This is a genomic window from Zestomonas ipomoeae (assembly GCF_057128665.1).
On record NZ_JBSKHQ010000033.1, the window covers coordinates 1 to 12369 of the forward strand.

Annotated in this window: 7 protein-coding genes; 6 read left to right on the plus strand and 1 reads right to left on the minus strand. The window is 66.2% G+C overall.

Annotation, left to right across the window (positions count from 1 at the left end; translation table 11 throughout):
* The 5 genes from ACWKV7_RS23250 to fhuF all read left to right on the plus strand — a co-directional run.
* The coding region (locus ACWKV7_RS23250) for a condensation domain-containing protein (RefSeq protein ID WP_483860085.1) at positions 1-3549 on the plus strand (3549 nt) is incomplete at its 5' end.
* Between the two features lie 945 nt (positions 3550-4494).
* Positions 4495-6717 (plus strand): TonB-dependent siderophore receptor, encoded by a 2223-nt coding sequence (locus ACWKV7_RS23255; protein ID WP_483860086.1) that lies wholly within the window; start codon positions 4495-4497, stop codon positions 6715-6717.
* A complete protein-coding gene (locus ACWKV7_RS23260) occupies positions 6707-7708 on the plus strand; it encodes a GNAT family N-acetyltransferase (RefSeq protein ID WP_483860087.1) in 1002 nt (333 codons plus the stop codon). Before ACWKV7_RS23255 ends, ACWKV7_RS23260 begins: the two co-directional genes overlap by 11 nt.
* 315 nt (positions 7709-8023) lie before the next feature.
* The gene (locus ACWKV7_RS23265; protein WP_483860088.1) at positions 8024-9328 is read left to right on the plus strand and encodes a lysine N(6)-hydroxylase/L-ornithine N(5)-oxygenase family protein; all 1305 of its coding nucleotides are present in this window, start codon (positions 8024-8026) and stop codon (positions 9326-9328) included.
* Positions 9329-9350: 22 nt separating this feature from the next.
* Complete coding sequence (gene fhuF, locus ACWKV7_RS23270) at positions 9351-10130, plus strand: siderophore-iron reductase FhuF (protein WP_483860089.1); 780 nt, start codon at positions 9351-9353, stop codon at positions 10128-10130.
* 52 nt (positions 10131-10182) lie between these two features.
* Here the strand turns inward: fhuF and ACWKV7_RS23275 are convergent, their stop codons facing one another.
* Positions 10183-11046, minus strand: a complete 864-nt coding sequence (locus tag ACWKV7_RS23275) for a LysR substrate-binding domain-containing protein (protein WP_483860090.1) — start codon at positions 11044-11046, stop codon at positions 10183-10185.
* 180 nt (positions 11047-11226) lie between these two features.
* Between ACWKV7_RS23275 and ACWKV7_RS23280 the strand changes: the two genes are divergently transcribed.
* The gene (locus ACWKV7_RS23280; RefSeq protein ID WP_483860091.1) at positions 11227-12345 is read left to right on the plus strand and encodes an agmatine deiminase family protein; all 1119 of its coding nucleotides are present in this window, start codon (positions 11227-11229) and stop codon (positions 12343-12345) included.
* Positions 12346-12369: the final 24 nt, after the last annotated feature.

A 12369-nucleotide genomic window follows, 5' to 3' on the forward strand; every position in this document is an offset into this window, starting at 1 on the left:
TACCTGATCTACACCTCCGGCTCCACCGGCCAGCCCAAGGGCGTGGCGGTGAACCATGCCGGTTTGAGCATGCACGTGCAGGTGATCGGCCAGCGCTACGGCATGACGCCGGAGGACGTGGAACTGCACTTCGCCTCCATCAGCTTCGACGGTGCCCTGGAACGCTGGACCGTGCCGCTGGCCCATGGCAGCCGGCTGGTGATCCGCGACCAGGAGCTGTGGAGTGCGGAAAAGACCTGCCAGGTGCTGGCGGAAGAGGGCGTGACCATCTCCTGCCTGCCGCCGAGCTATGCCCAGCAGTTGCTGGACTGGGTGGAACTCAATCCATCGCTGATCGCGGACGGCGCGCTGAAGGTACGCAGTTGGACCCTCGGCGGCGAAGCCTTCACCCGCGAGCTGTACCAACGCCTGCAAAGCACGCTCAAGCCGCAACGCATCATCAACGGCTACGGCCCGACCGAGACCGTGGTCACCCCGCTGATCTGGAGCGCCTACCCCGGCGACAGCTTCGAGGCGGCCTATGCGCCCATCGGTACCGCCGTCGGCCCACGTCGGCTCTACGTGCTGGACAGCGAACTCAACCCGCTGCCCATCGGCGTGGCTGGCGAGCTGTATATCGGCGGCGAGATCGGCCTGGCCCGCGGCTACCACCAGCGCCCCGAACTGACTGCCGAACGCTTCCTGCCCGACCCCTTCGGCGCGTCGGGCGAGCGCATGTACCGCACCGGCGACCTGGTGCGCTGGCGCGAGGATGGGGTCATCGACTACCTCGGCCGGGTCGACCACCAGGTGAAGATCCGTGGCTTCCGCATCGAACTGGGCGAGATCGAAAGCCAGTTGCTGGCGCTGGACGGGGTGGCCGAAGCGGCGGTGATCGCCCGCGACACGCCGAGTGGCAAGCAACTGGTGGGTTATGTGGTGCTCAGAAATCCCTCTCCCTCCGGGAGAGGGGCAGGGGGAGAGGGGCTGGAGGACGAGCAGGGCGTTCCCCTCACCCCAGCCCTCTCCCAGAGGGAGAGGGAGTTAAAAGCTTCGCTCGCCCAAACCCTGCCGGACTATATGGTGCCCACGCAAATCATCGCCCTGGCCAAACTGCCGCTGACTCCGGCGGGCAAGCTGGACCGTGCCGCGCTGCCGGAACCGGTGTGGCAGAGCCAGGACTACGAAGCGCCGCAGAGCGAGGCCGAGCGCATCCTTGCCGGCATCTGGAGCGAAGTGCTGGGCGTCGAGCCCATCGGCCGCGAGGCGCACTTCTTCGAGCTGGGCGGCGATTCCATCGTCGCCCTGCAGGTGGTCAGCCGGGCCCGGCAGCAGGGTTTGCAGCTAGCGCCGCGCGATCTGTTCCAGTTCCCCCGCCTGGCGGAGCTGGCCTCCATGGCCCGCGCACCGCAGGACGAGATCGACCAGGCGCCGGCCAGTGGCGAGCTGCCGTTGCTGCCGATCCAGGCGCACTTCTTCGCCCTCGATCAGGCACAGCCGGGCCACTGGAACCAGGCCGTGCATCTGGAGCTGTTGCGCGATCTGCAACCGGCCCTGCTGGAGCAGGCGCTGCAAGCCCTGGTGCGGCACCACGATGCGCTGCGCCTGCGCTTTGCCCTGCATGATGGCGTCTGGCAGCAGCGCTACGCCGAAATCGAGCGGGACGAAGCGCTGCTCTGGCAGCGCGAGGCGGCGAACGACACCGAGGCCCAGGCACTTTACGAAGCCGCCCAGCGTAGCCTGGACCTCACCAACGGCCCGCTGCTGCGTGCGGTTCACCTGCGCCAGGCCGGCCAGCCGGCGCGCTTGCTGCTGGCCATTCATCACCTGGCGGTGGATGGTGTGTCCTGGCGCATCCTGCTGGAGGATCTGCTGGCGGCCTATCGTCAATTGGAGGCAGGTCAGGCGGTGCAGTTGCCGCCGCGTACCGCCTCCTTCAAGGCCTGGGCGGAGCGGGTGCGCGACTGGGCCCAGGGACCGGAGGCCGATGCGGCGCTGGATGCCTGGTGCAGCCGCTTGTCCGGCGCGCCCGCCCGGCTGCCGCGGGAACTCGAGGGCGAGTGCGCCCGCTATGGCGAGCGGCGCAGCGTGGTGTTGCAGTTCGATGCAGCGACCACCCGCCGCCTGCTGCAGGCACCGGCGCGCCTTGAGGTGCGCATCGATGCGCTGCTGCTTAGCGCCTTGACCCGCACGCTGTGCCGCTGGAGCGGCCACGAGCACCTAAGGGTCAGCCTGGAAGGGCATGGCCGCGAAACGCTGGGCGAGGCGCTGGACCTCAGTCGCACGGTCGGCTGGTTCACCAGCCTCTTCCCGCTGCGCCTGCCTCGGGCCGGCGAGGGCCGCGAACACCTGCAGGCGATCCAACGCGAACTGATGGACCTGCCCGATGCCGGGCTGAGCTACGGCGCCCTGCGTTACCTCGGCGCGCCCCAGGCGCAGGCCGCCCTGGCCGCACTGCCGGCGGCGGAAGTCACCTTCAACTACCTCGGCCAGTACCAGGCGGGCGCGGCGGCGGACTGGTTCCGCCCGATCCCCGGTGGCGGCGCCGCCGTTGCCGCGGACAACCCGCTGGCCAGTCGCCTGGCGGTCAACGGCCAGGTATTCGACGGCCAACTGCAACTGGGCTGGGAATACGCCGCCGGCCAGTACCGCGAGCAGACCATCCAGGCGCTGGCCGAGGACTACCGCCGCGAGCTGCTGGCCCTGCTCGAGCTGGCCGACACGGCAGCCGATGCCGGACCTTCTCCGCTGCTGCGCCTGAGCCGCCAGCCGGGCGGCGCCGCACCGCTGTTCTGCCCGCATCCGGTGACCGGCCGGACTACCGGCTACCAGCCGCTGGCCGCTCGGCTGGACGGCGTGCGGGAGGTCTTCGGCCTGCAATGCCGCAGCTTCCTGGACCCGGCCTGGCGCGACAACTCGCTGACGGAGATGGCCGACGCCTACCTCGCCGCGCTGCTGCAACAGCAGCCCAACGGGCCTTACCACCTGGTCGGCTGGTCCCTCGGCGGCAGCCTGGCGCTGGAGTTGGCAGCGCGGTTGGAGGCGCGGGGCGAGCGAGTGGCGTTTCTCGGCCTGCTGGACTGCTACGTGCCGGGCACCGAGATCGCCGACGACGACGCCAGCCATCCCCAGGCCCGTGCACGGCTGGGCGAGACCCTGCGCATGCTAGTGCCAGAGCTTTCCAGTCGATCGCTGGACGCGCTGCTCGAACGCCTCGCCGCGTACGAGCCGCTGGACTGGCCGGAGGCCGCGCGGAGCTGGATGGCGAGCCAGGGGCTGGACGCCGCGGCGCGGCAAAGCCTGGAGGAGTTGCTGTTCGCCTGGGCGGTGGAGCAGCACATGCGCCGGCTCTGCAGCGGCTACCGACTGCCGCAGGTGCAGGTGCGCCCGCACTGCTGGTGGGCCAGCCAGCCGCCCGGCCGCGCCGGGCTGCTCGAGCAGGAGCTGCAGCGGGCGCTGGGAATGGCTGCCAGCCACAGCCGTGTCGAGACGGACCATCTCGGCATCGTGCGTCATCCACAGGTGCTTGAGGGGGTTATGGCCAGGCTGGCCGAGCTGGCTGATGGGTAGGCTCGCGGTGCGGGGAGGCTCGGTGCTGCGTGGGTTTCGGGGAAGGGTTGCTTGGTGCTGGATTGGCAACTCGGTTTTAGGGCAATTGCCGGGAAGCTCAGTGGCATGGCTGTTTTTCGGATTGGCTGATGCCTCTGGTTGCGCCTCCCGGCGCCTCACTTTTCTTTCGAAAGAAAAGTAAGCAAAAGAAACATTCCCCGGCATCCGGCCCCGGCTTCGCCGGGGTCCCCTCCTTCCGGCACTGCTCCGGGGGCGCGTCACGAAGGGCCATCCCTGGCCCATCGTGACTCGCTCGGCATCCATGCCTCGCGTCCCCCTGCGCAGCGCCTCCACTCGGCCTCCTGACGGGGACTTGTCTGCGCCTGACAGGCCGTGTGCCAAAGCCAAAAGCCAAAAAGCTTGTCTGTTCAAATCTCAGGAGGTTGGGCCGGGGCCGGGTCCCCTCAGGAGGCCGAGTGGAATCGTCGTGTAAGGGGCCGGCCGGGTAGGCTGAGCGACATGGATGTCGCGAGAGCTGCGATGGGCCAGGGATGGCCCTTCGCTGGGGGCCGCCTAGGTCGTGCCCCTGGAGCGACGATGGAGCGAGGGAACCCCGGCGCAGCCGGGCGGGGACGCCTAGTTCGGATGTGGGGTGCGCTTTCTTCTTGGTTACTTCTTCTTTGCGCCGGGCGGCGATCCGCAGTTCAAAGAAGAAGTGACTCGCCGGGAGGCGAAACCAGCAGCCTCATCGAAACGCCGAAATCGGCTAGCGCACGGGCTAACAGGCCCAGCGAGCCAGCGACTAACTTGCCAGTCCTGCACCAGACACCCTTTCCCCCGACAACACGCTAAGAATCAAAAAATTTACCCCCGAGCCTAAATTTTTCCCGCCCTGGTTCGTCTACTAAGGCTAGCCAAGTAAATACGAATACTTCTGATTTATTTTCTTTGGGGGAGAGGAAAAGCATGCAAGGTCTGTCGAAGTACCCGTCGCGGGCGCCGTTCGCGCGCTGCCGTTTGTCCCTGGCCCTGGGCTGCGCGCTGGCGTTGTCCGGTGGACTGGTCCACGCGGCCGACGGAGTGACCGAACTGGAGTCGATGGAGATCACCGGCAAGCTGAGTAGCCCGGTGACCGACGACAACGGCTACGTGGCGAAGAAGAGCCGCAGCGCCACCAAGATCAACACCCCCTTGCATGAAACCCCGCGCTCGGTATCGGTAGTCACCGAGCAGCAAATGAGGGACCGCAACGCGCTCACCGTCAGCGACGCGCTGCGCTATTCGGCGGGTATCCAGGCCGGCTACTTCGGCGAAGACAACAAGCAGGACTGGTTCATCATTCGCGGCTTCAAACAGGCCAACAACGGCCTGTTCATGGATGGCGCGCGGGTCTTCTCCAGCGGCTTCTACAGCTGGCAGATCGACCCCTACATGCTCGAGCGCGTGGAAGTGCTCAAGGGTGCGTCTTCCGTGCTCTACGGGCAGACCCCGCCAGGCGGCCTGATCAATCTGCAGAGCAAACGGCCTACCCTGGAGGCGCGCAACGAGATTGGTGTGCAATACGGCAGCTTCGACCGCAAGCAGATGCACATGGACATCGGCGGCAAGCTGGACGAGCAGGGCGACGTGCTTTATCGCGTAGTGGCGCTGTCCCGCGATACCGGCACCCAGGTTGATGACGTCGGCGCCGAGCGCCTGCTGCTGGCGCCGTCGTTGACGGTCAATTTCTCTCCGGAGACCTCCCTGACCCTGCTGGCCAGTGTGCAGAAGGACAATTCCGACCCGCAGTTGCAGTTCCTGCCGGCCAGCGGCACCATCGCCGCCAACCCCAACGGCAAGATCGACACCGACACCGCCGTCGGCGATCCGGGCTACGAGAAATTCGATCGCACCCAGCTGACCCTCGGCTATGAATTCAACCATCGCTTCAGCGATGCCTGGGAATTCCAGCAGAACCTGCGCTATGGCCATCTGGATATGGAGCTGCGTCAGCTCTATAGCCTGGGCTTTGCCAACGATCTGTTTCCCGGCTCCGATCCGAGCCGCCGGTTGATCGCGCGGGGCCTGACCTATGACGACGGCCAGGCCGAAAGCCTGTCCATCGATAACCGTCTGCTCGGCAACTGGATTGGCGATAACTGGGAAAACAACCTGCTGGTAGGCTTCGACTATCAGTTGCTGAATATCGACGCCAAGAGCCCGGCGAGCGATCCTTTCTACCCGGTCGTGCCTCTGCTGGACATCTACAACCCCAAGAACGCCGCTCCGCTTCCCATCTTCCTCGGTGGATACACGCCGACCTATGGCCAGCCCATCGGTGCTTTTGCCGTTCAGGAAAAGGAGACCCGTGCGGATCAGTTCGGCTACTACCTGCAGGAGCAGTTCAAGCTCGACCGTTGGGTCTTCCTGCTCGGTGGTCGCTACGACGAAGCGCGCACCGATTTCGACAACCGTACCACCGGCAGCGGTTATCAGATCACCGACCAGGCGTTCACCTGGAGCGGTGGCGTCGCCTACGTGTTCGACAACGGCCTGACGCCCTACGCCAGCTATTCGGAGTTCTTCAGCCCGGTCACCAGTCTCAATACCAGCACTGGCAAGCCGTTCAAGCCGGAAGAGGGCGAGCAGAAGGAAATCGGTCTGAAGTACCAGCCCGAAGGCTTCAATGCACTGTTCAACGTGGCCCTGTTCGAGCTGACCCAGGACAACGTGCGCAAGAACAATGGCGCCATCCAGACCCAGCTTGGCCAGGTGCGCAGCCGGGGCCTGGAGCTGGAGGCTCAGGCCGACCTCAGCGAATCCCTGAGCCTGGTAGCCAGCTACACCAAGCTGGACGTGGAGACCACCAAGAGCACCCGGGCGAACGAAGAGGGTAAGACGCCGGCCAACGTCGCCGATGAGATGGCCTCCATCTGGGCGCACTACAAGGTCAAGGGCGGCACCCTGGATGGGCTGGCATTCGGTGCCGGTGCGCGTCACACCAGTTCTTCCTATGGCGATAACACCGAAACCCTGGAAGTACCGTCCTACACCTTGCTCGATGCAGTGGTGAGCTACGACTGGCAGAACTTCCGCGTCCAGCTCAACGCCAACAACCTCACCGACAAGGAGTACATCACTGCTTGTGACTACTACTGCTGGTATGGGAACCGCCGCAATGTCATCGCATCCGTCAGTTATGCCTGGTAACCCCCTCGATGCACTGCCGCTGCCCGATGGGCGGCGGTTGGCCTCCAGCCAGGACGAACACAGCCTGGCCCTGCGCCTGGACGAGCAGCCGCTGCTGCGCGTCCGGCGCCTGGCCGATGGGCGTCTGGAACCACTGGAACTGCCGCTCGGCGAACAGGCTGAGGCGCTCTGGGCGTTGGCCTACTGGAGCTTCGCCAGCGACCCGTCGCGGCAACGGCTGGGGCTGGCGTTGGAGGCGGTCGACCCGGCCTTGCGCAGCAGCGGCCTGTTGCTGGGGGAGGGCGAGGGTCTGCGCATCGAGCGCGGGCTGTTCTGGCAACTGCCGGGGCCGTTCCTGCGCGCTCCGGCCAGTGCCGGTTACCCGCAGCAGCTGGTGATGCATGCCAGTGGCCGGCGCCATCCGCGGCGGCCGCCGAAGCCTATGGGCGAGGTCTACCGCCGTTTCGACGCGCGCCTGGGGGCCTGGATTTCCCTGCGCACGCTGGACATCGCCAGCGACCTGGAGCGTTTCAACCGCTGGCAGAACAGCGCGCGCGTCGCCGCGTTCTGGCAGGAGCAGGGCGATCTGGACCAGCACCGCCACTACCTCGAAGAGCTGGCCGCCGACCCGCGGGTGCTGACCTTGATCGGTTGCCTCGACGACGAGCCGTTCGCCTACTACGAAGCCTACTGGGCCAAGGAGGACCGCATCGCGCCGTTCTTCGATGTGCACGACTACGACCGTGGCATCCACATGCTGGTGGGCGAGGAGCACCACCGCGGGCCGCACAAGGTAGCCGCCTGGCTCGGTGCGCTCAGCCACTACCTGTTTCTCGACGATCCGCGTACCCAGCGGGTGGTCGCCGAGCCGCGCGCCGACAACGCGCGGATGATCCAGCACATGCAGACCCAGGGCTACCACAAGGCCAAGGAATTCGATTTCCCGCACAAGCGCGCCGCGTTGATGGTGCTGTCACGGGAGGTGTTTTTCGACCGCTGCGCCCTGGCATGAACACCGCAGGGAGCGCATTGCGCTCCCCGTTGGGCTTCGCATGCTCAGCGCCAATCTACACGGAGGCCAGCCACACAGACCGTAGGTTGGGTTGAGGCACGAAGCCCAACGAACGGAGCCCGGAGTGGCACGACAGTTTGAAGCATGCACTGCGCTCCTGGGCCCAGGCAGCGGGCCTTGGGCCAGGGCGGTGCAGTGCCATAGGCGAATCGCCAAAAAAGGAGCCGCGCTCGAACGCGGCCGCTACTGATGAGGTTGGGCAGGGTGCGCGTCGCGCGCCCTACGACGAGCCAAGACGAGAGGATCGAGCCTGACATGAGCATTGAGACGCTTGAATACGATGTGATCGGCCTGGGCTTCGGCCCGGCCAACCTGGCCATTGCGGTGGCGCTGGAAGAGGATGCGCGGGTTCGCGAGGGCGATTTGCGCTATTGCTTCCTGGAGAAGAAACCGGGCTTCGAATGGCACGGCGGCATGCTGCTGGAGGACAGTCGCATGCAGATTTCCTTCCTCAAGGACTTGGCGACCCTGCGCAATCCGTCGAGCCGCTTCACCTTTCTCAACTATTTGCACCAGAAGCGTCGCCTGGAGCCGTTCATCAACATCGGCACCTTCACCCCGTCGCGGGTCGAGTACAACGACTACCTGGGCTGGGCGGCCGGGCACTTTGCCGAGCGGGTGCACTACGGCGAAGAGGTGATCGCGGTGGAGGCGGTGGAAGAGCGTGGCGAGGTGCAGCGCCTGAAAGTCGTGTCGCGCCAGGCCGATGGGCGTACCCGGACCCGCCTCACGCGCAACCTGGTGGTGAGCATTGGTGGCCAGCCCAGCGTGCCGGAAGCCTTCGCCGGCCTGCGCGACGATCCGCGAGCCATTCACTCGTCCGCCTATCTGGAGCGCATCGATGGGCTGTGTGGCGAGCGTGAAGCACCCTATCGTCTGGCGGTGATCGGCGGAGGACAGAGCGCGGCGGAAATCTTCACCGACCTCGGCACGCGCTACCCGAACGCCGAACTGAGCCTCATCATGCGCAGCCCGGCCCTGCGTCCGGCGGACGACAGCCCGTTCATCAACGAGATCTTCGATCCGGGCTACACCGACCTGATCTACCAGCAGCCCGAGGCCATGCGTCAGCAACTGATTCGCAGTTTCAGTCATACCAACTATTCGGTGGTCAACCTGGATCTGATCGAACGCATCTACCAGGGGCTCTACTTGCAACAGATCACCGGCAAGGTTCGCCAGCATCTGCTGCCCAACCGGCAGATCCAGGATGTGCGTGCCGCCGACAGCGGCATCGCCCTGAGCCTGCTGGATCGCCAGCACAACGTGCGCGAAGTGCGCGAGTTCGATGGTGTGATCCTCGCCACCGGCTACCGTCGCGACGGCTACAAGCGGCTACTCGAAGGGGTTGCCAGGTATCTGGGCGAGGGCAAGGTCGAACGCAGCTACCGCCTGCGTGCCGGCGAGGGCTTCCATCCGGGCATTTTCCTGCAAGGCTGTTGCGAGGCCAGCCACGGCCTCAGCGATACGCTGCTCTCGGTGCTCTCGGTGCGCTCGCAGGAAGTGGTCGATGCGCTGGTCGAAGGTCGACGACGCCCCCAGGCGGTGGCATGCGCCTGAGCATGGCCAAGGGAGGCGCCCGTTGATTCCTGCCCTGGCGCCGCTGTTCCAGGGCCCCTTCGCCCATTATCGGGAGGTGCTGGTGCTCGCCGACGACCCGCGCCCGGCATTGTCCGGGCCGGAGTTGGTGGCGCCGGCGCAGCTGGAGGTGTTGCTGGCCCGTTTCCAGCCGGATCAGGTGGGCGGCGACCCCCGGGCGCGGGTGTCGCTGTGGTCGAAATACTACTTCCTGCGCCTGATCCCTCCCGTGGTGGCTGCCAGCCTGGTGCTGGGCTGGCGTCTGCCGCTGGACTTCCGGCAGATCCAGGTAGTGGTCGGCGGCGACGGCCTGCCGGCGGCGTTCAAGCTGCCCCATGGCGGCGAGCGTTGGCCGGCGCCGCCGGGCGACCCCTTCGAGCGCTTCGCCGAGCTGATGGACGACAACCTGCTGCCCTTCATCCAGGCCTTGAACGGCTATGCCAAGGTCGCCCCGCGGGTGCTCTGGAGCAACGCCGGCAACTACTTCGAATGGATACTCTCCAGTCTGGCCGCGCTACCGCTGCCGGCGCCCCTGCTGGCCGATGGGAAAGCCCTGCTGGACACCCGCAAGCGACCGGACGACCGCACCAACCCGCTGTTCCTGCCGATTCGCTACGTGCCTCGCGAAGGCAGCGACCAGCCCCTGCGCCAGCGCCGGCAATGCTGCATTCGCTACCTGCTGCCGGGCTACGAGTTGTGCGAGAACTGCCCGCACATCGACAACCCGCCGCCAGGGTATCGGGCGGACCTTGTGGTCGCCTCGCCGTCTGTCCAGGAGCCCTAAGTTCTGTTGACGTTTCGCAGCAACGCGGCTCGCGCCGAAACGTCCACAGACCCTAGTGGCCGGTAGGCAGGGCCTCGATCAACCAGTCGCAGAAGCCGCGGGTCAGCGGATCGTTCTCGCTGTCCCTGTGCACCAGCCAGCTCCAGCGCGGGCCGCGTACCCGCTGTTCGCTCAGGGGACACAGCAGGCCCTGGGCGCGGGCGGTGGCGGCCAGCAGCTCGCTGACCAGGGCGATGCCCAGGCCGCCGCTGGCGGCATCCAGCAGCAGGCCGGGGTCGGAGAAGTTCAGCCCCTGGCTGCGTTGGCCGACGTCGGCGCCACCCTGCACCTGCCAGTGGCTCCAGTCCATCTCCCGCTCGCCGTGCAGGGTGCTGCGCTCGCTTGCCGGCCGCTCCAGCAGGCTGGGATGGCAGGCCGGATAGAGGCGATCTTCCAGCAGCACGCGCAGGCTGCATTCGGCCTGGGCGCAAAGGTCGTCGCGCACGGCGATGTCGATGGTCTGGCTGGCCATGTCCGGCACTTCGTCACTGCTGAACAACCATAGGTCCACCTGCGGATGGCGCACGCGGAAGTCGCCGAGTCGTGGCACCAGCCAGTGGCGGGCGAAGGCCGGCGTACAGTTGACCACCAGTTGGTTGGGCTTGCGGTATTGCTCCAGGCGGCGGATGCCCACGGCGAGCTGCTGCAGCAGCGCCTGGGTGGTGCTGAGCAGGTCGAAGCCGGCGTCGGTCAGCGCCACGCTGCGCCCGTTTCTGAAGAACAGCGGTTGCTCCAGGTAGCTTTCCAGGCTGCGGATCTGCTGGCTGATGGCCGACTGGGTGAGGTGCAGCTCCTCGGCGGCCTTGTGGAAGCTGCCCAGGCGGGCGGCGGCTTCGAAGCCGCGCAGGGCGTTCAGCGGAGGCCAGTGCTTGAGCATGATCGATAAGTTCCTCTAATCATATCTGCGGAAAATGCATCGTTTGTCGTCGCGCTTCCAGCTGCATAGCATGGCATTCACGACCGCGCCTGCGGTTGACGTTGAAAACTATTACTTAACCTGAAGCGTTTTCATGCCGCCTGCGCCGGCAGAACCACGCCCTGAGCGGAGAGACGCAGCATGACGACACGTCGTGATTTCATGAAACACCTGACGCTGGCTGCCGGCTTCGGTGCCATCGCATCGCTGGGCCTTGGCGCGCCGAAAGTGCGCGCGGCCCTGGCCGGCCACTGGCACATGCCCGATGAGAACGAACGGCAGGAGCGCATCTTCCTGGCCTTCGCTGCCTCCCCGGCGGTCTGGCGGGACTGGGCCACGCCGGTCAACGACTGCATCGCCCGGTTGGCCAGGACCATCGCCGAGTACCAGCCGGTGACCGTGTTGTGCCGTGCCGGCCAGTTGAACCAGGCCAGGCAGAAGTGCGGCACTGGCAACATCGACTTCCTCAGCATGCCGCTGGATGACATCTGGGTGCGCGACTACGGAGGCTGCTTCGTGATCGACGGCCAGGGCGAGCTTGGGCTGGTCGATTTCAACTTCAACGGTTGGGGCAACAAACAGCGTTACGGCAACGACACCCAAGTGGCCGATACCCTGAGCCAGGCGCTGGGCGTCCGCTACATCGCCAGCCGACTGGTGGGCGAGGGCGGCGGCATCGAGGTGGATGGCCAGGGTACGGCGATCATCACTGAGAGCTGCTGGGTCAACGATAACCGCAACCCGAACATGAGCCGTGCGCAGATCGAGGCCGAGCTGAAGGCCAATCTCGGCCTGCGCAAGATCATCTGGTTGCCCGGCATCGAGGGCCAGGACATCACCGATGCCCACGTCGACTTCTACGCGCGCTTCGTCAGGCCGGGCGTGGTCGTCGCCAACCTGGACAACGATCCCGAGTCCTACGACTACGCGGTGACCCGCAGTCACCTGCGAATCCTGCAGAACGCCCCCGACGCCGACGGTCGCCGTCTCACCGTACACACCCTGCCGCCCCCCCTCGAGGTGCGTCGCAACGTCTATACCCGCAATAACCCGAGCTTCGCTGCCGGCTACATCAATTACCTGCCGCTCAACGGCGCGGTGATCGCCCCGCAGTTCGGCGATGCATCGGCCGACGACTACTGCAAGGAGCTGCTCGCCCAGCTCTACCCGGGGCGCGCCATCGTCCAGCTCGACATCGACCCGATCGCCGCCGGCGGTGGCGGCATCCACTGCGTCAGCAAGCATATGCCGGGTCTCTGATCGGGCAGCGCTACTGCCGGGAGT

Bases quoted from the DNA above. Each gene is read 5' to 3' on its own strand.
- ACWKV7_RS23275 (WP_483860090.1), bottom strand. From the start codon at position 11,046: ATGCTCAAGCACTGGCCTCCGCTGAACGCCCTGCGCGGCTTCGAAGCC.
- ACWKV7_RS23280 (WP_483860091.1), top strand. From the start codon at position 11,227: ATGACGACACGTCGTGATTTCATGAAACACCTGACGCTGGCTGCCGGC.
- ACWKV7_RS23265 (WP_483860088.1), top strand. From the start codon at position 8,024: ATGAGCATTGAGACGCTTGAATACGATGTGATCGGCCTGGGCTTCGGC.
- ACWKV7_RS23260 (WP_483860087.1), top strand. From the start codon at position 6,707: ATGCCTGGTAACCCCCTCGATGCACTGCCGCTGCCCGATGGGCGGCGG.
- ACWKV7_RS23255 (WP_483860086.1), top strand. From the start codon at position 4,495: ATGCAAGGTCTGTCGAAGTACCCGTCGCGGGCGCCGTTCGCGCGCTGC.